The following is a 23964-nucleotide window of genomic DNA, read 5'->3' as shown; positions in this document are numbered from 1 at the left end:
TCCTCTCCGGGTTCGGCCGTCACTGACGCGAACGGCGCCGGGCGCCCAGCCAGGTCGACAGGCCGACCGCGATGAGGAGTGCGATGCCGTTGAAGACCGGCGAGACCCACGAGTCGGCACCCGAGAGGGTCAGTCCGGAGACCGAGAAGGACACGAAGAGCGCGCCGATCACCGTGCCGACGACGTTGAAGAAGCCGGGCCGGATCGCCGTGGCGCCGAGGAAGACCGCAGCCAGCGCCGGGAACAGCAGCGCCGTCCCGGAGTCCGCGGTCGCCGAGCCCGTGCGGGACAGCTGCAGGACTCCGGCGGCACCGGCGATGGTGCCGGCGATGACGAACGCCAGCAGCACGTTGCGCCCGACGCGCAGGCCGACGAGCCGCGCGGAGACGGGGTTGGAGCCGACCGCGTAGAGCGAGCGACCGTAGGGCGTGTGCGACAGGACGTACCACGCGACCAGCGCTACGACCGCGACCACGGCCGTCACCTGGGGCAGGCCGGCGATCTTCGAGGAGCCGAAGATCCGCAGGTCCGGCGAGATGCCCTGGAAGATGGTCTGCCCGCCGGTGTACCAGAGGATGATCCCGCCGAGCAGGGTCGCGACCCCGAGTGTCGTGACGAACGGGTTCATCCCGAACACCGTGACCGCGACTCCGTTGACCAGCCCGACCAGTGCACCCATGGCGAGGCAGGCGATGACGCACACGGACAGCGGCATGTCGTGGCGCGCCATCAGTCCGGCGGCCAGCACCATCGAGGCGGCCGTGGTGGCGCCGAGGGAGAAGTCGATGTGGCCGGCGACCAGGGGGAAGACCGCGGCGATCGCGATCATCAGGACCGCGGTCTGGCCGCCCAGCACGACGTTGACGTTCGAGAGGGACGCGAAGATGTCACCGCTCTTCGGCGAGACCGAGAAGTAGAGACAGATGCCCGCGGTGAGCAGCAGCAGCGCGTAGCGCTCGGCCAGCCCGAGCAGCGGGATCCGTTGCTCGACCGGCACGTGCACGGGCTCCACCCGGTGTGGGGCGTGCTCCTCGACCTCGGGCGGAGCGGGGAGTGGCTGGTTGTCAGTGCTCACGCTCATCGTTCCTCCTGCTGGGCACCGGTCGACCGGAGCAGCTTGCGGGTCAGTACGTCGGGATCGAGACCGTCGGCGTCGAGCTCCTCGTCGGCCCGGCCCTCGCGCAGGATCACGATCCGGTCGCAGAGGGCCAGCAGCTCGCTGGCGTCGGAGGAGGCGACGAGGACGGCGCTGCCGCGGCGCGCCGCCTCGCGGATCGTGGCGTAGATGTCGACCCTCGACATCACGTCCACTCCTTGTGTCGGCTCGTCGAGCAGCAGCAGGGCGGGGTCTCGCTGCAGCCAGCGCGCCAGCACCACCTTCTGCTGGTTGCCGCCCGACATGGAGGAGAAGAGGGCCGAAGGACCGGCGGCCTTGACTTTGAAGTCGGCCATCAGCCGGCGACCCACGTCGCTCTCCCGGCGCCGGTTCATGCCACGTATCCCCCAGTAGCTGCGCAGGTGGGTCACCGACAGGTTGTCGGTGATGGCGAGATCGGGGAACGCCGCTTCCCGTCCGCGGTCCTCGGGCACGTAGGCGACCCCCGCGACCATTGCGTCGGCGACGCCATGCGGCCGGTAGCGCCGCCCGTTGAGGGTGACCTCGCCGGCATCGGGCTGCCGGTCACCGAAGAGCATGCGCAGCAGGGTCGAACGACCGGAGCCGACGAGCCCCGCGATCCCGACGATCTCGCCCATCCGGGCCTCGAGGTCTACGCCGCGCAACGGCCCGCCGGCCAGGCCGCGCACGCGGAGCCGCTCGCGCGAAGTGGCGGTCGTGTCGCCGACCGGGCGCAGCGCGTTGACGGCGCGGCCGGCCATCAGCTCGACGAGCTCGTCCTCGGTGGGGCTCGCCTCGACGAGCGTCGAGACGGTGCGGCCGTCGCGGAAGACCGTGAAGTCGTGGGCGACCTCGAGCACCTCGGTCATCCGGTGCGACACCATCAGCACGGTCTGCCCGAGCTCGGCCCGGCGGCGCAGCTTGGCGAGCAGCAGCGCGGACTCGTGCTGGGCCAGCGACGCGGTCGGCTCGTCGAGGACGAGCACGAGGCCTTCGTCCGCAGCCGCCGGGCGCCCGCCCGAGCCGGCGTCCTGGAGCGCCCGGGCGATCGCGACCATGGTGCGGTCGGCCGGCCGGAGCTCGTTGATCGGCGTCCGGGGGTCGACGTCGAGCTCGTAGTCCTCGAGCACATCCCGCACCCGGGCGTGCAGCGACCCCCAACGGATCGCCGAGCCGGCCCGGGTCGGGTAGCCCGCGTCGAACGCGAAGTTCTCCGCGATCGACAGGCCCTCGAACAGGCCGAGGTCCTGGTGCACGAAGCGCAGCCCGGCCTCCCGGGCGTCGGCCGCCGTCCAGGAGGCGAGGTCCTGGTCGCGACCGGCGACCTGCACCCGGCCGGCGTCGGCCTGGTGGACCCCGGCGAGCACCTTGATCGCGGTGCTCTTGCCCGAGCCGTTGCCCCCGAGCAGTGCGTGCACGGTGCCGGGTCGCACCGCCAGCGAGGCGTCGTCGAGGGCCAGGGTCGCGCCGAAGCGCTTGGTGAGACCCGCCACGGAGAGCGCCGGGACGCTCCCCGTGACGGGTGACACCGAGCCGGGCAGCAGGGTCATGTCAGCTGACGCCCCACAGCGCCTTGTACTCGGACTTGAAGTCGACGTTGCCCTGGTAGTCCCCGCCCTCGGCGGGGAGATTGTTGTCGGCGTCGACCATTTGGAAGCCGTCTCCCTCGACGACCGGCTCCTCGCCGTTCAGCACCCGAATGGCCGTGTCGACCGAGCCCCAGGCACCCCACTCGGTCGCGTAGCCCAGCACGCCGTTCTGTCCTGCGTCGGTCCGGACCAGCTCCATGTTGGCAGCGTCACCGAAGCCGGACGCGACCACCAGGTCCGCCTGCCGGCCGGAGGCGACGACGGCCTGGGCGAAACCGGTCGGCATCCAGCCGCCGACGGGCACGTAGACGGCGTTTGCCTCGGTGGCCTTCTGCAGCGCGGACGCGAACTTGTCGGTGGCGGTGCCGCTGACGAAGTCGTTGTTGGCGAGCTCCAGGGTGTCGACCACCTCGCAGTCCTCGCAGGTGGCGAGCTCGGTGTTGAAGCCCTCGGAGAGCCACGGGCCCCAGAGCGGGTCGGTGAACTTGACCTCGAGCACCTTGGCCGCCGCGTCGGTCGAGCCGATCAGGTAGTCGGCGGCCGTGGCGCCGGCCTGCGCCCAGTAGTCCTTGACCGAGAGGCCCTCGAGCTGGAGCCGCTCGCTGGCCCACAGCTTCTCGCCGCCGACGGAGTCGCAGTCGGCGCCGCCGCCGCCGATCACCTGGACGCCGGCCTGCTTGGCCTCCTCGAACGGCTGCTGGATCGCCGGGCAGTCGATGCCGATCGGGATGATCACCTCCGCACCGGCACTGGTCGCCTGCCGGACGCAGTTGCCCCAGCCGTCCGGGTTGAGCTGACCGTCGCAGGTCTTCGCGGTCCAGCCGACGAGCTCGGCCGCCTCGACGGCCGCCGCGGTGGGCGTGGCGCAGGACGGCACCTGCTGGCCGCACGAGACGACCCAGAGGTTCACGCCGGGCTTGGGCGTGGTCGGCGTGGTCGGCGTCGTGCCGGTCGTTCCCGCGAACGCCGCCTCCAGGGCCTCCTTGGCGGTGTCGCTCGTGGCGTCCTGGACGGCGCTGTCCCCGTCCGCGGTGCCCTCCGAGCACCCGGCGGCGAAGAGCGCGACCAGCGCGACCCCCACCAGTGCCAGGGACGTGCGGCCCGGCGTCGACTTCCTGCTCATGCGTAGCTCCTTCGTGTGTGGCGGCCTTGCCGCCTGGATGTTGCTGATGTGAGCCCGATCACCACCGTGCGAGGGTGACATCGCGGGAGGCCACCCGGAACGGGCCGCGTGCGGATGGCAGGCATTCGCCGACCCAATGGGGGCTCGTGCCTGCCCAGGACTCATCCGGGGTTGCGACCGACGAAGAACTCGCGGAACGGATCCGGCGTCGGTTCGAGTCCGGCGTCCACGAGACCCTTGCGCAGGGCGGCCATCTGGGCGTCGTGGATGCGTTGCGTGGGCAGCCGCAGCGGGCCGCCGTTGTAGCCCTGCAGCCAGCCCTGGAACTTCCACGCCTGTCGGTTGATGAACGCCCCTCCGTGGAGCGCGGGCGACAGGCTCGCCTTGATCTTGCGGGCCGGGTGCAGCTGCCAGTAGATCTCCGTGGCCGCGTCGTACTGCCCCGTCCTGAGCAGCTCCATCACGCGAGGGATGGTCGGGCCGTAGTACTCGTGGTCGCTCGTCGCGGACAGCTGGATCGGCATGACCTGACCGAGCGGGATGAGCTCGCTCTCGATGGGCACGGAGATGACCACCTCGTCGCCGAACAGGCGGTGGCACTCGATCACGCCCTGGATGCCGGGGAAGCCTCCCTCTGCCTTGATCACCGCGATGTTCGGGCAGTCGTCGAGGAGCCGTCGGACCAGCCGGGCCGGAATGTCGGAGGGATGGATGCGGGAGCTGAAGCCCCACAGGAACATCGGGAACAGGATGACGGCCAGGTCCGTGGCGTCGCACACGGCCTTCGTGTAGTCGTAGATCTCCTGCTCGGTCTCCGGGTAGAAGTTCGGTGGGTAGGAGAGCAGCACCAGCTCGGCACCTGCTCTCTCCGCGCCTTGCACGGCCTCGATGTTCTGCTCGAGGTCGCTCCAGCTGCCGTGATGCACGACCACGAGGTCGTCGCCGGCCTCGTCGCGCATGATCCGCAGGAAGTCGAGGTACTCCGGCAGCGTGATGCTCACCTCGGACACCCCGAGGGTCCCGAGGAAGCCGTGCTGCTTGGCGAGGCGTACGTCGTGGCGCACGGCCACCTCGTTGAGCCCCCGTAGGTCACTGGTGAACGACGGGATCGTGCAGCTCACGGCGCCCACGAGCTTCTCGCGGGCCCAGTCGCGGGCCTCGGTCCGGGTGTAGGTGGGCATGGTCACGCCTCTCGTGGTCGGGTCACTTCTGCTGGGGGTGGATGTCCACTGGGAGCCGCGCCCCCAGGCCGAGGCGTTCGGCGTTCCGCGCGCACATGGCCGCGACCGCAAGGTCCTGGACCGCGGATCCGACCGACTTGTAGAGCGCGATCTGCTCGCTGTGGGTGCGTCCGGGATGCCGCCCGCCCACCAGGTCGGCGAGCGAGACCGTCTTGGCGGCGACGTCGACGCCGGCGTCTCGTGCCGCGATCAGGTCGCCCGTGTCGTCCAGGACCTCGTCACGGGCATCGGCGACCACGAAGTCCGCACGCGCCAGGACGTCGGCGTCGACCTCGCGCTGCTCGGGGAGGGTCGAGCCGACCGAGACGACGGTGGCGCCCGGGCGCAGCCAGGCGCCACGGAGCGTCGGGGTCTCGTCGCGGGACCGGGCAGCGCAGATGACCAGTGACGCGGCCTCGACCGCGGACTCAGCGGACTCGGCAGCGGTGATCGGCACCGGCAGGTCGGCGAGGTCGGCGACGAACCCGGCACGGCTCTCGCTCCGGGGGCTGTAGGCCTGCACCGCCTCGAGGTCGCGGATCGCGGCGAGGGCCCGCACGTGGTTCCTCGCCTCGAAGCCCGAGCCGATGACCGCGACGCTGAGCGGACCCGGGCCGCCCAACGCGTCGGCCACCAGGGCCGAGGTCGCCGCGGTGCGGAACCCGGTGACCGAGTGCCCGTCGAGGATGGCGACGAGCTCCGCGGTGCGCTGGTCGAACAGCGTGATCAGGTAGGACACCCGCCCGGCACCCGGTGCGGCCGCGATGAGCTTGAGGCCCATCAGCCCTGGCTCCGCTGGAACCCCGCTCAGCGTGCGCAGCCAGCCGTGGTCGCCCCGAGCCATCGTCCGGCCCGGGAAGCGGGCGTCGTCCGGGTCTGCCGCATAGGCCTCCCGGATGGCGGCGACGGCCAGGCTCCACTCGAAGACCTCGCGCACCGTCTCGTCGTCCAGCACCCTCGTCATGAGCATATTGGACATTGGATATTCTTGTTCGGGAAGCCGGCCAGGGCGCATGCCTGGCATCAGCGACGGCTGGGGAGGTGCGGGACATGGCCGGGATCCACCGACGGATGGCCGACGAGGTGTTCGACCGGCTGCACGAGCGCATCATCACGGGCGACCTGGCCCCCGGGGACCGGGTCGACTCCACTGAGATCGCCGGGTCGCTGGGGGTAAGCCGGACCCCGGTCAGGGAGGCGATCCTCCGGCTCGATGCCCAGGGTCTGGTCGAGCGGCAGCCCTACCGTGGGGTCGTCGTCACCGCCGTGGACGAGGCGGCGGCCGAGGAGGTCGCGGCGCTGCGCATCCACCTCGAGACCCTCGCGGTCCGGGCGGCGGTCCCGCGGCTGCAGGCAGCAGACCTGGCGCGTATGCGCGATCTCCACCGCGAGCTCGAGACCGTGATCGCGGGACCCGACGCGCAGCGAGGGTTCGCCGAGCTCAACCGGGAGTTCCACCTCACGCTCTACAGGGCCGCCGGGTCTCCGACCTTGGTCCGGCTGCTGAGCGAGCTGTCGGGGCGGGCCGAGCGGATGCGCCTGCACTTCGACGTACGCCAGGGCCGGGCGCTGGACGACCACGCCGGGATCCTGGCGGCATGCGGTGCCGGCGACGTCGAGGAGGCCGTCGCCGCCACCCGCGAGCACATCCTGGGCGCCTTCCTGATGATGATGCCGGAGGGGTACACACCCACGGCGGGATCAGTTCTGGAGATCGCTGTGGCGACCAGCGCAGGGTCGCCCGGCGAGGGTCACGCGACCACTCCACCCCCGGGGAGCACCGCGGACCAACCACCGTCCACGACGAGGTTGGCCCCGGTCACGTAGGACGCCTCGTCGGAAGCGAGGAAGAGCGCGCACCGCACCGCCTCCTCCGCCCGGCCAATTCGGCCGAGCGGTATCGCCGCGGCGATCGCTCGCATGGGATGGTCCTGGGCCAGCAGGTCACCGCGGGTCGCCGGCGTCTCGATCATCCCTGGACTCACGCAGTTGACCCGGATCCCGTACGGCGCGCCCTCGGCCGCCAGCTGCTGGGTCAGTGCGATGACGCCGGCCTTGGTGACTGTGTGGGCCACCCTGCCGTTGGTCATCGAGCCCCTCATGCCGGCGGTCGAGCCCACCAGGACGACGGCAGCGTCCGCGGACGCTTTGAGATGCCGCCAGGCGTGCTTGACCGGGTAGAAGACGACGTCGAGCTCGTGGCGGAGCACGAAGTCCCACTCCTGGGCGGTGACCTCCTCGAGTGGGTGGAAGCGGGTCGCACCCGCATTGGCGTAGAGGATGTCGATGCGCCCGTGCTCCTCGGCGGCGCGATCGACCCACTGCCGGACCGCGTCCTCGTCGGTGAGGTCGACGCGGGCCACCCCCGGGGCTTCCTTGACGTCGCAGCCGACGACGGTGGCACCCTCGGCGGCGAAGAGCTCGGCCGCGACCGCGCCCTGCCCTCCGGCGGTCCCGGTGATCAGGGCGACCCGGCCGGCCAGGCGACCTCCGGACGGCGCGGTCATCTCCGGCCTCAGACCGGTGGCGCGACGAAGAGGCCCCGGTCCGGGTCGTTGAAGCTCTCCCTGGCGATGATCTCCGACATCGGGTCGGCGGTGCCCCAGACGTCCTGGGTCATCGGGTCGGCGATGTCGTAGACCGAGGGGTGCCACGGGTCGGTCTCGATCTTCTGGAGCTCGGTCGTGTACTCCATCGTGTTGCCGCTCGGGTCCAGGAAGTAGGAGAACGTGTTGTTGCCGGCGTTGTGGCGGCCCGGCCCCCAGATCTTCTTGATCCCGGCACGCATCACCCGCCCGGTGCCGCGCATGTATTCGTCGAGCCCGCGCATCTCGAACGACACGTGGTGGACCGAGGGGTGCGGACCCTGGGCGATCGCCAGGCTGTGATGCCAGTCGTTGCAGCGCAGGAAGTGCATCAGCTCGCCCATGTGCTCGCTCCAGAGGCTGTCGGACAGCTTGAAGCCGAGGGTGTCGACATAGAAGTCGCGGGTGGCGTTGACGTCGTTCGAGTTCATCACCGCGTGCGAGATCCGGACCGGGATGGCCTCGCCCTCCTCGATCGCCCGGTGCTGCCGGGTCTCGACGTCGGCGCTGATCTCGACCGTGCGACCGTCGATGTCGAAGAAGCGGAAGCCGTAGCCGCCACCGGCGGACTGGAGCTTGTCGGGCTCGCTGACGATCTGGACGCCCTCGCGGCCGAGCCTGGCGGCCAGCGCATCGACGGCCTCCGGGCTCTCGGCCCCGAACGCCACCAGGTCGAGCCGCTTCTCCTCGGACTTGCGCAGCCGGACGACGTACTGCTCGGGCGAGCCCTCGGCCGCGAAGTAGGAGAGACCGGAGTCGGTCCCCTGCTCGGTGAGGCCCCAGGTGTCGCGGTAGAACGCGCGCTGGGTCTCGTAGTCGGTGACGGCGAGGTCCACGTGGCGTAGGTGGGTGATGCCGTGCTCGTTGAGGTGGCTGCTCATGCTCGCGACGCTACGAAGGATCCGCCCTACCTGGAACGCGCCAGGTGTGATGCCAGCCATCCACGGCATCGGCGGTCAGCCGAGGACCGACCCGCCGCCGTCCACGACGATGTTGGTGCCGCTGACCCACGACGACTCGTCGGAGGCCAGGAAGATCGCCGCGTTCACCACGTCCGCAGCCTGGCCGTGCCGGCCGAGCGGAATCCGGTCGAGGACGACCCTCCGCATCCGCTCGGACGGGTCGGCCAGCATCGGTGTGGTGTTGGGGGTCTCGACCAGGCCCGGGCTGATCGCGTTGGCGCGGATGCCGTGCGGCCCACCCTCGACGACGAGCTGCAACGTCAACGACAGCACGCCGCCCTTCGCCGTCGAGTGCGCGTTCTGCGGCATGAACTCCACGCCGCGCAGCGCCGCGATCGAGCCGACGTTGATGATCGAGCCACCGCCGTGCGCCTTGAGGTGCGGCCACGCGGCCCGCACCGTGTAGTAGACGAGGCTCAGCTCGTTGCGCATCGTGAAGTCCCACTCCTCGACGCTGAGCTCGTCGATGGCGCCGAACCGCTGCGCGGACGCGTTGTTGTAGAGGACGTCGATGCCGCCGTACGTCGCCACCGCCGCGTCCACCCAGGCGCGGGCGGCGTCGGCGTCCCCGAGGTCCACGCCACCCATGCAGGTGATCTCGCCGCCCTCGGCACGCACCGCGGCCTCGGTGGCCGCCGCCCCTGCGGCGGACAGGTCGCATCCCACGACCCGTGCCCCCTCGGCCGCGAACATCGACGCCGCGACGACACCGATGCCGCCACCGACACCGGTGATGAGTGCGATCTTGCCGGCGAGACGGCCGGTCATGCACGGCTCCGGTCGAGCAGCTCGACGAGGTTGCCCTCCGGGTCGGCGACGTAGGCCATCCGGACGCCGGGCTCGGGCGAGGGCCGTGGGGACATCCGGTCGGAGGCCCCAGCCGTGACCAGGGCGGCGTACGCCGCGTCGACGTCGGCGACGTCCAGGGCAAAGTGCCCGAAGCCCCGGGTCAGGGCGGCGTCGACCGGGTCCTTGGCCTGGAGACCCGCGACCGAGCCGGGTCGGTGCAACAGCTCGAGACGCCAGCCGTCGGGCGAGCGCAGCATGACTCCGGAGAAGTCGACGTGGTCCAGGGCGAACTCGAGCTCGACCCTCAGGTCGAAGGCCGAGCAGTACCAGCGCGTCATCGCCGGCAGGTCGGCGACGTTGAGGCCCACGTGGTCGAACCTCATCCCGCGAACCTCATCCGACGAACATCGTTCTGACGTTCGTGAACTCGCGGGTCCCCTCGGCCGAGAGCTCGCGGCCGTAGCCGGAGCGGCCGACGCCGCCGAACGGCAGCCGTGGGTCGGAGGCGACCATCGCGTTGACGAACAACGCTCCGGACCTGATCCTCCGACCCACGGCCAAGGCGTGCTCCGCATCCCCCCAGACCGAAGCACCCAGGCCGTATTCGGTGTCGTTGGCCAGTCGGATTGCCTCGTCGTCGTCCCGGGCCCGGACGATCGAGGCCACCGGGCCGAAGGTCTCCTCGACGAACGCGGTCATCCCCGGCACGACGTGGTCGAGCACGGTCGGCTCGAAGTAGAAGCCGGGTGCGTCGACCGCGGACCCGCCGCAGACCAGGACCGCGCCCTGGTCGACCGACGCGGACACCTGCGCGGCGAGTCCGTCGCGCAGGTCGTCGCGGGCCATCGGCCCGACCGTCGTCACGGGATCGGTCGGCGAGCCGACGACCAGCGCCCCGACCCGCTCGACGAACAGCGAGACGAACTCGTCGGCCACCGACCCCGCCACGATGAAGCGTTTGGCGGCGATGCAGCTCTGCCCGGCGTTGCCGAAGCGCGACTTCACCGCGGCGTTCGCGGCGGCGACCAGGTCGGCGTCGTCGAGGACGACGAAGGGGTCGGAGCCACCGAGCTCCAGCACCGCCTTCTTGAGGAACCGCCCCGCCGCGGCGCCCACGGCCTCGCCGGCTCGCTCGGAGCCGGTCAGGGTGACGGCGGCCACGCGTGGGTCGCCGATGATCCGCGGGGTCATCTCGCCCAGCTGCGAGTCCGCGAGCACGACGACACCGAAGAGACCGTCCGGCGCACCGGCGTCCTCGAACAGCGCGGCGATCGCCAGCGCGGAGCCGGTCACGTTCGGCGAGTGCTTGAGCACGCCTGCGTTGCCGGCGACCAACGCGGCGCACGCGAAGCGCAGCACCTGCCAGAACGGGTAGTTCCAGGGCATCACGGCGAAGACGACGCCGAGCGGCTCGTAGGACACCCACGAGCGCGAGGCCGCGGACGCGAGCTCGTGGTCGGCCAGCCAGCCCGCCGCCGAGTCCGCGACCACCTCGCAGTTCCACGCGCACTTGTCGACCTCGGCCAGCGCCTCGGTGAGCGGCTTGCCCATCTCGGCGGTGATCAGCGCGGCGTACTCCTCCCGGCGCTCGGTCAGCAGCTTGCCGACCGCGCGCATCAGGTCTGTTCGCTCAGCCAGCGGTCGCGTCGACCAGGAGCGGTACGCCGCGTCGGCGGCCGCCAGGACGGCATCGACCTCGGCCTCGCCGTGTGCGTCGTACGTGGCCAGGTCGGCCCCGGTGGCGGGGTCGACCGTCGTGATGGTCGGGCCGGACATCAGACCGCTTCCACGACTCTGCGCCGCGCGGCCGGCACGGGGGGCACGGTCTCGGTGTCGACGACGACGGTGTTGCGGATGGTGCCGAGCCGCTCGATCGTCATCTCGACCACGTCGCCGACCTGGAGCGGTGGCGGGGTCAGGGTTCCGGTGCGCCCCCACGACTCCGCGAGCGACCCACTCGCACACGTACCGGACGCGAGCACCTCGCCGGCCTTGACCCAGGAGGCGCGGGAGGCGTGGGAGACCAGCTCCTCGAAGGTCCACCCCATGTGGCCCGACCGGTCACCGCCCACCCGCTCGCCGTTGACCTTGACGGTCATCTCGACGTCGAGGAAGCCATCGGCGTCCCGGCAGCCGTCGAGCTCGTCGGCCGTGACGACCCAGGGGCCGATCGTGGTGGCGAAGTCCTTGCCCTTGGACGGACCGAGCCTGAGCTTCATCTCCTTGCCCTGGACGTCGCGTGCCGACCAGTCGTTCATCACGCAGTAGCCGCCGATGGCGGCACCGGCCTCCTCCGGGGTCACGTTGCGGACGTCGCGGCACACGACCGCTGCGATCTCGAGCTCGAAGTCGAGCCGCTCGGTGCCGGGCGGCATCGCGACGTCGTCGTAGGGGCCGGTCACCGCGTGCGGGGCCATGAACAGGAAGGCGGGGGCCTGGTACCACTCCGGCGGCGGGCCAGGGTTGCCCTGCCCGCGCTCCATCCCCTCGACGTGGGCCTCGAAGGTGAGGAAGTCACGCATCGCGACGGGGTAGACCGGCGGCAGCAGGACCACCTGGTCGGAGGTGAAGCCGTCGCCCTGGGCGGCGACGTCGGCCGCCTCCTCGCGATCCGCCGGGTCCGCGGCGAGCAGCGCGACCAGGTCGGTGCCGTCGGGGAACGGGTGGACCCACCAGCTCGGGCCGTCACCCACGACGAGCCCGGTTCGGCGGGTCCCGACCGGCTCGTCGGTACGCCGGAAGGCGGCCAGCTTCACCTGGATCAGCCGATCGTCTCGAAGAACGCGCGCTCGCGGTCGGCCAGCACCGGGATCGCCTGCTGGAGGGCGTACTCCTCGAAGTGCGCAGAAGCGCCGTGCGCGGCGTAGGCCTCCTCGTCGTCGTAGATCTCGAAGAGCCGGAAGATCCCGGGCTCGGCGGGGTCCTGGTAGGCCTGGTAGAAGCGGTTGCCCAGCTCCTCGCGCGAGGGCGGGGTGAGCTTGGCGATCGCGTCGCGGACGACGTCCTCCTTGCCCGGCTGGGCGGTCCAGGTCGCGCAGACGACGTAGGCCATGGATGCTCCTCGTGCTGGGGTTCCGGTGGGGGGCGGGCGAGCGGCTCACTCACGCTAGGCCCGGGTCCGCGCGGGCGGGAAAGAGCGGACGCCGATGGCTGGCATCACGGCGACCAGGGTTCCGGCGCAGCCGTCGGGAGAGTTTCCTGTGACCGACCGCACACAGTCGTCAAGGAGTCCCTCATGCCCGAGTCCCAGGTCAGCCGAGTCCTCGTCGTCGGCGGCGGTATCGCCGGCGGTGTCCTGTCCCTCGCCCTGGCCCAAAGGGGTGTCGAGGTCGTGCTCGTCGACCTGCGGCGCACCCTCGGCGGGGTCGGGCACGGCATCACCCTGCAGGGCAATGCCCTCAAGGCGTTCCGGGCGGTCGGCATCTACGACCGCCTCGCCGAGCGGGGCTTCCCGTTCAGCCACCTGCGGCTCAAGACCGCAGACGGGCACGTCATCGCCGAGATCCCGACGCCCCCGATGGGGGGTCCGGACCTGCCCGGCACGATGGGCGCGGTCCGCGGCGACATCGCCGACATCCTCGCCGAGGAGGTGGCCGCCGCCGGGGTCGACGTACGGCTCGAGACGACGGTCACCGACATCGACGACCGCGGTGACTGCGTCGTCGCGACCCTGTCCGACGGCAGCACCGAGACGGTCGACCTCCTGGTCGGTGCCGACGGCATCCGGTCCAAGGTCCGCGCCATGATCGGCATCGAGGCCGAGCCGGAGCCGGTGGGCATGGGGATCTGGCGCACCGTCGCCGAGCGACCGGCCGAGATGGACTGCTCCGAGATGTACTACGGCGGCCCGAAGTACAAGGCCGGCTACACCCCCATCTCCGAGGACCTCTGCTACGCGTTCCTCCTCGAGGAGAACCTCGACCGCTCCTTCGTCGGCGAGGGCCCCAACGGCGCCCTGCTCAAGGAGCGCGGCCAGGGCTACGGCGGCATCTGGGGCCAGGTCCGCGACAGCCTCGCCGACGACGCGATCGTGAACTACCAGTGGATCGAGGCGATCCGCGTCGACTCACCGTGGTACCGCGGCCGGACGATCATCATCGGCGACGCGGCGCACGCATGTCCCCCGCTGGTCGCGCAGGGGGCGGCGATGTGCGCCGAGGACGCCGTGATCCTTGCCGAGATGCTCACCTCCGGCGACAAGGTGGAGGACGTGCTGCCCGGGTTCATGGAGCGTCGGTTCCCGCGGGTCAGCATGGTGCTCGACGCCAGCCTGACCCTCGCCGAGTGGGAGATCCACCCGGACACACCGGGCGCCGACCCGGGCCGGGTCATGGGCCAGACGCTGCACGCGCTGGTGGAACCGGCCTGATGGCCCTGCCGCTGGTGGGGCGCGGGGAGGCAGGGTTCGAGGAGGCCCGGTTCGCCCGGGTCTTCAACCGGCGGCTGACCGGCCGGCGGCCGGCCGCGGTCGTCCGGCCCGAGACCGAGGCGGAGGTCGTGGCCGCCGTCCGCCTGGCGCGGGAGCGCGGCTGGCAGGTGGCGGTCCGGTCGGGCGGGCACAGCTGGGCGCAGTGGTCGGTGCGCGACGACGCCCTGGTGATCGACCTCGGCGCCTTGCAGGACATCTCCTACGACGAGCAGAGCGGGATCGTCTCCGCCGGTCCGGCGACCAAGGGCGGTGCCGACCTCTCCCCCTTCCTGGAGTCGCGAGGCCGGTTCTTCCCCGGCGGTCACTGCCCCACGGTGGGCATCGGCGGCTTCCTGCTGCAGGGCGGCCAGGGCTGGAACGCCCGCGGCCTGGGCTGGGCGGCCGAGTACGTCGAGGCCGTCGACGTCGTCACCGCTGCCGGCGAGCTGGTGCGCGCCTCCGCCACCGAGAACAGCGACCTCTTCTGGGCGGCCCGCGGGGCGGGGCCGGGCTTCCCCGGCGTCGTCACCCGGTTCCACCTGCGCACGCTCCCCCGGCCGGGTCATGTCGCCCAGACCGTGCACGCCTACGCCCTCGACGACTTCGACGAGGTGATGACCTGGCTGCACGAGACGCACGCCTCGGTCGCCGACACCGTCGAGATCGTGGCGCTCACCAAGACCGACCCGACCCTGGCGCCCACCCCGGTCCTGCTGGTCACCGCCCTCGCCCTGGTCCCGTCAGCGGCCGAGGCCTCCACGGCCCTGGCGCCGTTCCGACGGTCCCCCGCCATCGACCGGGCGCTGCTGGTGCTCGACGCCGTCCCGACCACGCTCGGCGAGCAGCGCGAGCGACAGCTCGCCGACAACCCGGAGGGCCACCGCTGGGCGGTGGACAACGCCTGGCTCAGCGGTCCCGCGTCGTCCGTGGTGCCGGCGATGCGGCGCGCCTACACCACCCTGCCCACCGACAAGTCGTTCACCATCTGGTTCTCGATGGCGCCGCTGCGCCCGCTGCCCGACATGGCCTTCTCGCTGCAGTCGGAGATCTACCTGGCGTCGTACGTCGTGTGGGAGGCGCCGGAGGACGACGAGCGCTGCGTCGCGTGGCTCGACGGCGCGATGGCCGACCTGCAGCCGGTCACCGTGGGCCAGTACCTCGGGGACAGCGACCTGTCCCGCCGTCAGGTGCGGTTCATGTCCGACGAGGCGTGGGCGAGGTTCGAGTCGATCCGCGCGGCCCGTGACCCCGATGTCCTGTTCGTGGGCTATCTCGCGGGTGCCGACGGGCCGACGAACCGCAACCACTGGGACTAGGGAGTGGCCCCCGCGCCGGTCAGCTCGTCGCGCACGGCGTCCAGCCGGCCGAACAGCCAGCGGTGCGCCGGGTCGGAGAGCCGGTCGTGGTCGAACCAGTAGCCCTCGGCCAGCACGATCTCGCCGAACGGCGGTTCGACCACCACCAGCGGGCTGTCGTCGCGCACCTGCATCCGGGCCAGCAGCTCCGGCACGACGGCGACCATGTCGGTGCCCTCGATGACGAACGGCAGCGGCAGGAAGCCGTAGACGGTCAGCGCGATGCGCCGGTCGATCCCCAGCTCTCCGAAGGCCCGGTCCACAGGCGTCAGCACGCCCGGCCCGAAGGACGCTGCGGCGTGCGGCAGCACGGTGAGGTCCTCCCGGGTGAGCCGGCCTCCCGCCAGGCGCGGGTTGGAGCGGTCGGCGATGACGACCATCCGGTCCCGCCACAGCGGTCGCGACTCACCGGGGAAGCCGTAGCCCATCGGCGCGATCAGGGCGTCGTGCTCGACCAGCGCCGTCGACGACGTCGTGACGTACGGCCCCAGGTGCCCGATCGAGAGCCGCACGCCGGGCGCCTCGGCCTCAACCAGGCGCACCAGCGGTTCGTGCACGACCGCGATGGCGTAGTCGCTCATCGCGAGCCGGAAGGTGCGCGACGACGTCGCCGGGTCGAACTCGTCCTCGAGGTGCAGCGCGGAGCCCATCAGGCGCAGCGCGTGCTGGACCTCGGGCAGCAGGTCGCGGGCGAACGGCGTCAGCTCGTAGTCGCGCCCGGCCCGGACGAGGAGCTCGTCGTCGAACCGCCGCCGCAGCCGCGCCAGCGCCGCGCTCATCGCCGGCTGGCTCAGCTCGAGCCGTTGCCCGGCCCGGGTCACGTTGCCCTCCTCGAGCAGCACCTTGAGCGGCAGCAGCAGGTTGAGGTCCGTCCCTCCCAGCGCCATGCGGTCACACTAGAGTGACGGCGGTCACTCGAGGAGGAGTCCTGAAGGAACGGCTGCGCGAGGTCGACGCGAACCTCCTGCTCTCGCTCCACGCCCTCCTCGAGGAGCGCAACCTCACCCACGCCGGCGAGCGGATGACGATGAGCCAGCCGGCGATGAGCGGTGCCCTGGCCCGGCTCCGCAAGCACTTCGACGACGAGCTCCTGGTCCGCTCGGGTCGCGGCTTCGAGCTGACCCCGCTGGCCGAGCAGATCCGGCCGGTCGTTGCCGAGGCGGTGGAGGCCGCGGAGGCCCTGCTCGGCACCCAGCGTGCCTTCGACCCGGGCAGCAGCACCAAGCGCTTCACCGTCAGCATGTCCGAGTACGCCATGACCGTGCTCGCCGAGCCGCTCATCAACGCGCTCGCCGAGCAGGCCCCCGGCTGCACGGTCGCCCTCGACCCCTACGACGTACGGCCCGACGAGTTCGAGGCGCAGCTCATGCGCCGGGACCTCATCGTCGGCCCCCTCGGGTTCGACTTCCCAGGGCGGCTGCAGCCGGTCTTCACCGACGAGCTGGCCTGCCTGGTCGCGCGGGACCACCCTCGCCTGAAGGACGGCGCGCTCACCCTCGACGACCTGCAGCACATGCCGCACGCGGTGGCCGAGTTCGCCGCGGCGGGTGAGCGGCGCCGCCCGCTCGAGGTCGAGCTGGATGCGAAGGGCGTCCACGACCGGGTCGTGCTGGTCCGGGTCGCAAGTCTGCTGACGCTCCCCTTCGCCGTCTCCGGCACCGACATGTGCGCGTTCGTGCCTTCCCGGCTGGCACGGCGCTGCCTCGACGTGCTCGACCTGGTGATCGCCACCACGCCGCTCGACCCGATCACCATCACCGAGGCCGCGCACTGGCACCCCCGCCGTGAGAACGAGCCCGCGGTCGTCTGGCTGCGCCACCTTCTCTACGACGTCGCCATCACCCTGGAGGACGCGCGCGGCTGAGCGGATGTCAGGGATCGTCCTCGACGATGGCCACGGCCCTTGTCGTCCCGGCCCCCGTGCGGCTGACTGGTGCCATGACGTGGGACGACGGCACGCCGTACGTCGAGCAGCTGGCGCCCGGCGTGCATGCCTACGTCCAGCCCGACGGCGGCTGGATGGTCAACAACTGCGGAGTCGTCGTCGACGACGCCGGCGCGGCCGTGCTGGTCGACACGACCTCGACGGAGCGCCGCAACCGGGCCGTCCTGGCCGAGGTGGCCAAGGTCAGCACCGGCGCGCCGTACGCCGTCGTGAACACCCACCACCACCCCGACCACACCTACGGCAACGGGTTCCTGCCCGCGGAGACGCTGGTCATCGGCCACGACAAGTGCCGCGAGAAGGTGGTGGAGGCCGGGCTCGAGGCGACCAGGGTCATCACCGCGCCGGACTACGGCGACCTGGTGCTGCGCCCGCCGGAGATCACCTTCTCGGAACGGATGACCCTGCACCTGCGCGACCGGACCGTCGAGCTGCTCCACGTCGGCGTCCCGGCGCACACGACGAACGACGTGCTCGTGTGGCTGCCCGAGCACAAGGTGCTGTTCAGCGGCGACCTCGGGTTCAACGGCGGGCAGCCCTTCGTGCTCGAGGGGTCCGTCGCCGGTTTCCGCAGCGCGATCGCGCAGATGCAGGAGCTCGCGCCCGAGGTGCTGGCGCCGGGCCACGGCCCGGTCTGCCGTGGCGAGGAGGTGGCCGCCCTGCTCTCCGGCATGGACGACTACCTCGCCTTCGTCGAGCATGTGGCCGCCGAGTCGCACGCCGCCGGGCTCACGCCGCTCGAGGCCGCGCACAAACACCGCGACAATGCCTACTCCAGCTGGGCGGAGACCGAGCGCTTCGTCGGCAACCTCACCCGCGCCTACGCGGAGATCGACGACCCGGACAACTGGGCGCCGCTGACCGTCCCCCAGGTGTGGCCGGACATGGTCGCCTTCCACGGCGGCCCGATCGCCTGCCACGCCTGAGCGCTCACGACCGGGTCGACTCGCGCGCCACCAGCTCGGGGGTGAACAGCACCTGCCGGTGCTCGTGCTCGGGGTTGGCTGACTCGTCGAGCACGAGCTCGGCGGCGGCGCGGCCGAGCTCGCGGCGTGGCTGGCGGACCGAGGTGAGCGGGACGGCGGCGGCGGCCGCGAACTCGATGTCGTCGTAGCCCACGATCGCGAGCTGCTCGGGCACCTGGACGCCGGTGCCGATGGCGTGCTGCAGCAGGCCGAGCGCCGTGAGGTCGTTGCCGCAGAAGGCCGCTGTGGGACGGCGCCCGCCCGGCAGCCCGGACAGCCGGGCCCCGGCCTCGCGCCCACTGGCGACGTCCAGTGACTCCGTCTCCACGAAGACGAGGTCCTCCGCCGGCAGCCCCGCATCGGCCCACGCATCCCTGGCTCCCTGGAGCCGCTCGCGCACCTGACCGAGGGTGAGCGGTCCGCCGACGAACGCCACTCGTCGGTGGCCGCGGTCGATGAGGTGCTCGGCGGCGAGCCGACCGCCGAGCAGGTCGTCGACGGAGACCGAGCAGAAGGACCGGTCGGAGCGGGTGCGGTCGACGATCACGACCGGCGTGCCGCGCCGGCGTACCTCGTCGAGCTTCGCCGAGTCGGGGTCGACCGGCGTGACCAGGATGCCCTGGACGCGCTGCTGCTGGAGCAGGTCGAGGTGGGCGACCTCCCGCTCGGTCCGCTGGTTGCTGTTGCACAGCACCACCGACAGGTCGACGGCCTCCGCCGCAACCTCGATGCCGTGTGCGACGTCGGTGAAGAACGGGTTGCCGGCGTCGAGCATCACGTAGGCGAGCGTCCGGCTGGTCCCGGCCCGCAGCTGGCGCGCCGACTCGTTGCGCACGAAGCCAAGCTCGGCCATCGCCTTCTCCACCCGGTCCCGGGTGCTGGCACTGACCCGCTCCGGGCGGTTGAGAACGTTGGAGACGGTGCCGAGCGAGACGCCCGCCAGCGCGGCGACGTCCTTGACCGAGGAGGAGCGCGCGCCGTTCGCCATTGGCACTCCTCCCACTCAGCCGTCCACTCAGGCGTTGAAACGTTGGTCACACCGTAGTGGGTCCGCTGACCTGGTGCCGTCGTCAAGGGTGATGACACTGCATGTCACCTGGGGGTTGACACTGTGATGGCAGTCACCTACGGTCCTCCGCAAGAAGTGAAACCTTTCAATCCGAGGACGAAGACATGCCCAGCTCCCCCGCGACCCCGGTGGTCGAGCTGGTGGGCGTGCAGAAGTCCTTCGGCGCCGTCCGGGCCCTGCGCTCGGGCAGCCTCAGCGTCCGGGCCGGCTCGATCCACGCGCTGGTCGGCGAGAACGGCGCGGGGAAGTCCACGCTGGTCAAGATCGTGGCCGGCGTGCACCGCCGCGACGCCGGCACGTTCCGGTTCCAGGGCGAGGACGTCGACTTCGGCTCGACCGCGGAGTCCAAGTCGGCCGGCATCGCGGTGATCTACCAGGAGCCGACGCTGTTCCCCGACCTGTCGGTCACCGAGAACATCTTCATGGGCCGCCAGCCCCTGCGCGCCGGCCGCCGCATCGACCGGAGCGCCATGTACGCCGAGGCCTCGGCGCTCTTCGCCCGGCTCGGCGTCAGCCTCGACCCGCGCCGGCCGGCCCGCGGGCTCTCCATAGCCGACCAGCAGATCATCGAGATCGCCAAGGCGATCTCCCTCGACGCGAGCCTCCTCGTCATGGACGAGCCGACCGCGGCGCTCAGCGGGGTGGAGGTCGAGCGCCTGTTCGCGATGGCCCGCAGCCTGCGCGACGAGGGACGCGCCCTGGTGTTCATCTCCCACCGCTTCGACGAGGTCTTCACGCTGTGCGACACGGTCACGGTGATGCGCGACGGTGACTACGTCTCCACACAGGCCATCGCGGACACCACCGTCGACCAGCTCGTGTCGCTGATGGTCGGGCGGGAGGTGGCCGACCTCTTCCCGAAGACGCCGGCCCCGATCGGAGACGTCCTCCTCGAGGTCGAGGACCTGCAGTCGCCCGGCAACTTCCACGACATCAGCTTCCAGGTCCGCGCCGGCGAGATCGTCGGTCTCGCCGGCCTCGTGGGCGCCGGCCGCAGCGAGATCGCGAGGGCGGTCTTCGGGGTCGACGGCTACACCTCGGGCTCGGTCCACCTTGACGGTCGCCCGGTGCCGAAGTCCTCGCCCCGGGCCGCGATCGACGCCGGCATGGCCTACGTCCCCGAGGACCGGCGCAAGCAGGGCCTCGTCGTCGACGCCTCCGTCGCTCGCAACGTCGGGGGCGTCATCCGCAAGGGCCTGGCGAAGGCCGGCCTGGTCACGGCGGCCATGGAGAACCGGGCCGCGGCGCCGTGGGCCTCCCGGCTGGCGGTCAAGACCAGCGCCCTGGACATGGCGGCGAACACCATGAGCGGCGGCAACCAGCAGAAGGTCGTCCTGGCCAAGTGGCTGGCCACGAACCCCAAGCTCCTGATCATCGACGAGCCGACCCGTGGCATCGACGTGGGGACCAAGGCCGAGGTCCACCGACTGCTCTCCGAGCTCGCCGGCCAGGGACTCGGGATCCTGATGATCTCCTCCGAGCTGCCCGAGGTCCTCGGCATGGCCGACCGCGTCCTGGTCGTCTGCGAAGGGCGGATCAGCGCCGACCTCGACCGCGCCGAGGCGACGCCCGAGACGGTCATGCACGCAGCCACCCATGCGCCTACTGGGGAGGCGGCCCGGTGAACAGCACCGACCTCAAGCACGCCGACGGCACCGACGTCACGGTCGGTGAGGCGCTCCTGGTCGAGCCGAGCTCGATGTCGGCGGGACGCCGTGCGTTCACCACCGTGGTGAGGTCGCGCGAGTTGTCGATCCTCCTGGTGCTGGTCGCCGTCACCGTCGTGGCCACGGCCAAGAACGACAGCTTCCTCTTCAGCTCCGACGGCTGGCGCAACTTCCTGCTCAACCCCTCGCTGCTCCTGCTGCTGGCGGTCGGGCAGGCGGTCGTGATCATCACCCGGAACGTCGACCTCTCGGTCGGGTCGGTGATGGCGCTCTCGGCCTACCTGACCGGGCGGCTCTTCATCGACCAGCCCGGGATCCCGGTCGTCGCGGTCTTCGCGGCCTGCATCCTGCTCGGTGCGCTGCTGGGTCTGGTCAACGGTGCGCTGGTCGCGTTCTTCAACGTCCCGTCGCTCGTCATCACGCTCGGAACGCTCTACATCTACCGCGGGATCATGCTCACCTGGGCGGGCAGCGACCGGATCAACGCCGGCGACATGCCCGCCGGCTTCCTCTCCCTGGGCACGAAGGCCTACGCCACGGTGCCGGTGCTGACCATGATCGCGGTCGTCGTCCTGGTCGCGGTCGGCTACTACCTCCACACCGCACGCGGCGGGCGCGAGCTCTACGCCCTCGGCTCGGACCCGGACGCCGCCGTGCTCTACGGCCTGCGCGTCAAGCGCCGGCTGCTCGCGGCGTTCGTCCTCAGCGGCGCGCTCGCCGGTCTCGCCGGGGTTCTCTACACCGCCCGCTACGGCACCGTCAGCTCGAGCGTCGGGTCGGGCATCGAGCTGCAGGCGGTGGCAGCCGTCGTCATCGGCGGGGTGGCGATCTTCGGCGGGAGCGGGACGGTGTGGGGCGCGGCCATCGGCGCGTTCCTGCTCGTCACGATCAACCGCGCCCTGCCCAGCCTCGGCATCGAGGACTTCTGGCAGCGCGCCGTGATCGGCGCCCTGATCCTCGGCGCGATCGTCCTCGACCGGGTGCTCGCGCTGCGCCAGGCCCGCAAGCTCGCCGAGGCGAGGGAGCTCTCATGACGACGTTCACCACGCGGTCCACCACAAGGTACGCCGACTACGCCCAGCCCGCCTGGCGCCGGCTCCTGCTCACCCGGGAGACAGCGGTGATCGCCCTGACCGTGGCGGTCATCGTCTACTCGCTCGCCAACGTCCCCAACTTCGACGGCCCGCTGACCCTCAAGTTCCTGCTCCAGGACATCGCGCCGATCCTGCTGATCGCCCTGCCCATGACCGCGGTCATCATCACCGGTGAGATCGACCTGTCGGTCGCGAGCGTGGTCGGCCTGAGCAGCGTGCTGCTCGGCGTGCTGCACGAGCACGACGTCCCGATGCTCGTGGCCGCGCTGGTCGCCCTCGCCGTCGGGACGCTGTGCGGTGTGCTCAACGGCTTCCTCGTCGCCTACGTCGGCCTGCCGTCGCTGGCGGTGACCATCGGCACCCTCGCGCTCTTCCGCGGCATCGCCGTCGGACTGCTCGGCACCAAGGCCGTGACCGGGTTCCCCGACACCTGGACCGATCTCGCCACTGGGACGATCGGCACTTCGAGCATCCCGCTGGTCATGATCCCGTTCGCCGTGCTGGCCCTCGTGTTCACGCTGCTCCTGCACTTCTCGACCTTCGGGCGCGGTGTCTACGACATCGGGCTCAACGACGAGGCCGCCCACTTCACCGGTGTCGACGTCGCTCGGACCAAGTTCATCCTCTTCGTGCTGTCGGGCGCCGTGTCCGCGCTGGCCGGCATCTACTTCACGCTCCGCTTCGGCAGCGCGCGCGGCGACAACGCCAGCGGCCTGGAGCTCCAGGTGATCGCAGCGGTGCTGCTCGGCGGGGTGTCGATCTTCGGCGGCCGCGGACGCCTCCACGGCGTGCTCGCCGGAGTGGTGCTCATCGGCGTGATCGCGAGCGCACTGCGCCTCGAGGGCGTGACCGTCAACGTCACCAACATCATCATCGGCGCCCTGCTGGTGCTCTCGGTCGTCTCCACCAGCGTCCTGGCGCAGGTCTCGGCCAGGTCCCGACGTACCCCGGCTCCGGGCTCCCCGGAACCGACCTCTCCCGAGCACGCGGCACCAGCCGGCGTATGAGGAAACAACGAAAGGTAGATCAGATGAAGCAACACTCGAGGCGGACGGCGTCCTTCGCCGCCCTCGCCCTCGCGGCTGCCTTGGCCCTCACCGGCTGTGGTGACGACAGCGACGACGGCGGTGACGGCGGCGGTGACGGCGGCGGCGACCTGAGCATCACCATGCTGCCCAAGAACCTGGGCAACGCCTACTTCGACACCAGCACCACCGGCGCCAAGGAAGCCGCGGAGGAGCTCGACGCCAGCCTCGAGGAGGTCGGCCCTGACACCGCGAGCCCGGACGCTCAGGTGTCCTACATCAACACGGCCGCCCAGCAGGGCGTCAGCGCGCTGCTCCTCTCCGCCAACGACCCCGACGCGCTCTGCGACGCGGTCGCCGAGGCCCAGTCGGCCGGCACCAAGGTCGTCACCTTCGACGCCGACACCAACCCCGACTGCCGCGACCTGTTCATCAACCAGGCCACCGCCGAGGGAATCGCCCAGAAGCAGCTGGAGCTGATCTCGGAGCAGATCGGCGGCGAGGGCGAGATCGCGATCCTGTCCGCGAGTGCCAACGCGACCAACCAGAACGCCTGGATCGAGATGATGGAGGCCGAGCTCGAGTCCAACCCCGACTACGCCGGCATCACGCTCGTCGACACGGTCTACGGCGACGACGAGGACCAGAAGTCCTTCGACGCCACCGAGGCCCTGCTCCAGAACCACCCCGACCTCAAGGGGATCATCTCGCCGACCACGGTGGGAATCGCGGCCGCGGCCCGCTACCTCTCCGAGTCCGAATACAAGGGCAAGGTCGCGCTGACGGGCCTGGGCACGCCCAACCAGATGCGTCCCTACGTCGAGGACGGCACCGTCGCGTCGTTCGCACTGTGGAACCCGGGTGACCTCGGCTACCTCGCGACGTACGCCGCGGTGGCCCTGGTCAACGGCGACATCAAGGGCGAGGAGGGCGACACCTTCGAGGCCGGCAAGCTCGGTGAGTTCGAGGTCGGCGCCGACGGTGAGGTGCTGCTCGGTGAGCCGTTCACCTTCACCGCGGACAACATCGGCGACTTCGACTTCTGATCCGT

The 23964-nt window shown here is 71.2% G+C and carries 23 protein-coding genes; 9 read left to right on the top strand and 14 right to left on the bottom strand.

Going from position 1 to position 23964, the window contains the following annotated elements; all coding sequences use genetic code 11:
• Positions 1-19 precede the first annotated feature (19 nt).
• The 5 genes from ACYVC6_RS03775 to ACYVC6_RS03755 form a co-directional block, all read right to left on the bottom strand.
• Positions 20-1075 (bottom strand): ABC transporter permease, encoded by a 1056-nt coding sequence (locus ACYVC6_RS03775; RefSeq protein WP_460711112.1) that lies wholly within the window; start codon positions 1073-1075, stop codon positions 20-22.
• Positions 1076-1077: 2 nt separating this feature from the next.
• Positions 1078-2667, bottom strand: coding sequence for a sugar ABC transporter ATP-binding protein (locus ACYVC6_RS03770; RefSeq protein ID WP_460711111.1), 1590 nt, complete (start codon positions 2665-2667; stop codon positions 1078-1080).
• Position 2668: 1 nt separating this feature from the next.
• Positions 2669-3829: a sugar ABC transporter substrate-binding protein gene (locus ACYVC6_RS03765; protein ID WP_460711110.1), complete on the bottom strand. Its 1161-nt coding sequence runs from the start codon at positions 3827-3829 to the stop codon at positions 2669-2671.
• 161 nt (positions 3830-3990) lie between these two features.
• Positions 3991-5010: a dihydrodipicolinate synthase family protein gene (locus ACYVC6_RS03760; protein ID WP_460711108.1), complete on the bottom strand. Its 1020-nt coding sequence runs from the start codon at positions 5008-5010 to the stop codon at positions 3991-3993.
• 22 nt (positions 5011-5032) lie between these two features.
• Positions 5033-6013, bottom strand: coding sequence for an ornithine cyclodeaminase family protein (locus tag ACYVC6_RS03755; RefSeq protein ID WP_460711106.1), 981 nt, complete (start codon positions 6011-6013; stop codon positions 5033-5035).
• An 86-nt stretch (positions 6014-6099) separates the two neighbouring features.
• Between ACYVC6_RS03755 and ACYVC6_RS03750 the strand changes: the two genes are divergently transcribed.
• Positions 6100-6876, top strand: a complete 777-nt coding sequence (locus tag ACYVC6_RS03750; RefSeq protein ID WP_460711104.1) for a GntR family transcriptional regulator — start codon at positions 6100-6102, stop codon at positions 6874-6876.
• Here ACYVC6_RS03750 and ACYVC6_RS03745 read toward each other — a convergent pair.
• The 7 genes from ACYVC6_RS03745 to ACYVC6_RS03715 form a co-directional block, all read right to left on the bottom strand.
• Positions 6801-7556, bottom strand: coding sequence for an SDR family NAD(P)-dependent oxidoreductase (locus tag ACYVC6_RS03745; RefSeq protein ID WP_460711102.1), 756 nt, complete (start codon positions 7554-7556; stop codon positions 6801-6803). The genes ACYVC6_RS03750 and ACYVC6_RS03745 overlap by 76 nt on opposite strands.
• An 8-nt stretch (positions 7557-7564) precedes the next feature.
• On the bottom strand, positions 7565-8515 hold the full coding sequence (locus ACYVC6_RS03740; protein WP_460711100.1) for a VOC family protein: 951 nt from the start codon (positions 8513-8515) through the stop codon (positions 7565-7567).
• A 75-nt stretch (positions 8516-8590) separates the two neighbouring features.
• Entirely contained in the window at positions 8591-9364 is a 774-nt protein-coding gene (locus ACYVC6_RS03735) for an SDR family NAD(P)-dependent oxidoreductase (protein ID WP_460711098.1), read from the bottom strand.
• On the bottom strand, positions 9361-9768 hold the full coding sequence (locus tag ACYVC6_RS03730; RefSeq protein WP_460711096.1) for a VOC family protein: 408 nt from the start codon (positions 9766-9768) through the stop codon (positions 9361-9363). Before ACYVC6_RS03730 ends, ACYVC6_RS03735 begins: the two co-directional genes overlap by 4 nt.
• 10 nt (positions 9769-9778) lie before the next feature.
• A complete protein-coding gene (locus ACYVC6_RS03725) occupies positions 9779-11161 on the bottom strand; it encodes an aldehyde dehydrogenase family protein (RefSeq protein WP_460711094.1) in 1383 nt (460 codons plus the stop codon).
• Positions 11161-12141: a fumarylacetoacetate hydrolase family protein gene (locus ACYVC6_RS03720; RefSeq protein WP_460711092.1), complete on the bottom strand. Its 981-nt coding sequence runs from the start codon at positions 12139-12141 to the stop codon at positions 11161-11163. The genes ACYVC6_RS03725 and ACYVC6_RS03720 overlap by 1 nt, the downstream gene beginning before the upstream one ends.
• Positions 12142-12146: 5 nt before the next feature.
• Positions 12147-12437, bottom strand: coding sequence for a putative quinol monooxygenase (locus ACYVC6_RS03715; protein WP_460711090.1), 291 nt, complete (start codon positions 12435-12437; stop codon positions 12147-12149).
• A 183-nt stretch (positions 12438-12620) separates the two neighbouring features.
• Between ACYVC6_RS03715 and ACYVC6_RS03710 the strand changes: the two genes are divergently transcribed.
• Positions 12621-13754 (top strand): FAD-dependent monooxygenase, encoded by a 1134-nt coding sequence (locus tag ACYVC6_RS03710; protein WP_460711088.1) that lies wholly within the window; start codon positions 12621-12623, stop codon positions 13752-13754.
• The gene (locus ACYVC6_RS03705; RefSeq protein ID WP_460711086.1) at positions 13754-15109 is read left to right on the top strand and encodes an FAD-binding oxidoreductase; all 1356 of its coding nucleotides are present in this window, start codon (positions 13754-13756) and stop codon (positions 15107-15109) included. The genes ACYVC6_RS03710 and ACYVC6_RS03705 overlap by 1 nt, the downstream gene beginning before the upstream one ends.
• Here ACYVC6_RS03705 and ACYVC6_RS03700 read toward each other — a convergent pair.
• The gene (locus ACYVC6_RS03700; protein ID WP_460711084.1) at positions 15106-16035 is read right to left on the bottom strand and encodes a LysR family transcriptional regulator; all 930 of its coding nucleotides are present in this window, start codon (positions 16033-16035) and stop codon (positions 15106-15108) included. The two genes, ACYVC6_RS03705 and ACYVC6_RS03700, sit on opposite strands and share 4 nt — an antisense overlap.
• Positions 16036-16049: 14 nt before the next feature.
• Here ACYVC6_RS03700 and ACYVC6_RS03695 point away from each other — a divergent pair, with 14 nt between their 5' ends.
• Both ACYVC6_RS03695 and ACYVC6_RS03690 read left to right on the top strand, forming a co-directional pair.
• On the top strand, positions 16050-17012 hold the full coding sequence (locus tag ACYVC6_RS03695; protein ID WP_460711082.1) for a LysR family transcriptional regulator: 963 nt from the start codon (positions 16050-16052) through the stop codon (positions 17010-17012).
• Between the two features lie 74 nt (positions 17013-17086).
• Positions 17087-18019 (top strand): MBL fold metallo-hydrolase, encoded by a 933-nt coding sequence (locus ACYVC6_RS03690; protein WP_460711080.1) that lies wholly within the window; start codon positions 17087-17089, stop codon positions 18017-18019.
• 4 nt (positions 18020-18023) lie between these two features.
• Here the strand turns inward: ACYVC6_RS03690 and ACYVC6_RS03685 are convergent, their stop codons facing one another.
• Positions 18024-19046, bottom strand: a complete 1023-nt coding sequence (locus tag ACYVC6_RS03685) for a LacI family DNA-binding transcriptional regulator (RefSeq protein ID WP_460711078.1) — start codon at positions 19044-19046, stop codon at positions 18024-18026.
• A gap of 185 nt (positions 19047-19231) precedes the next feature.
• Here ACYVC6_RS03685 and ACYVC6_RS03680 point away from each other — a divergent pair, with 185 nt between their 5' ends.
• The 4 genes from ACYVC6_RS03680 to rhaS are packed head-to-tail and all read left to right on the top strand — an operon-like array spanning position 19232 to position 23959.
• Positions 19232-20752 (top strand): sugar ABC transporter ATP-binding protein, encoded by a 1521-nt coding sequence (locus tag ACYVC6_RS03680; RefSeq protein ID WP_460711076.1) that lies wholly within the window; start codon positions 19232-19234, stop codon positions 20750-20752.
• Positions 20749-21828, top strand: a complete 1080-nt coding sequence (locus ACYVC6_RS03675) for an ABC transporter permease (protein ID WP_460711074.1) — start codon at positions 20749-20751, stop codon at positions 21826-21828. Before ACYVC6_RS03680 ends, ACYVC6_RS03675 begins: the two co-directional genes overlap by 4 nt.
• Complete coding sequence (locus tag ACYVC6_RS03670; RefSeq protein ID WP_460711072.1) at positions 21825-22895, top strand: ABC transporter permease; 1071 nt, start codon at positions 21825-21827, stop codon at positions 22893-22895. Before ACYVC6_RS03675 ends, ACYVC6_RS03670 begins: the two co-directional genes overlap by 4 nt.
• Positions 22896-22918: 23 nt before the next feature.
• Entirely contained in the window at positions 22919-23959 is a 1041-nt protein-coding gene (gene rhaS / locus ACYVC6_RS03665) for a rhamnose ABC transporter substrate-binding protein (protein WP_460711070.1), read from the top strand.
• The last annotated feature ends 5 nt before the right edge of the window (positions 23960-23964 follow it).

The sequence above is a fragment of the Nocardioides dilutus genome (assembly GCF_054779555.1).
This window is presented reverse-complemented; position numbering and strand designations above follow the sequence as displayed.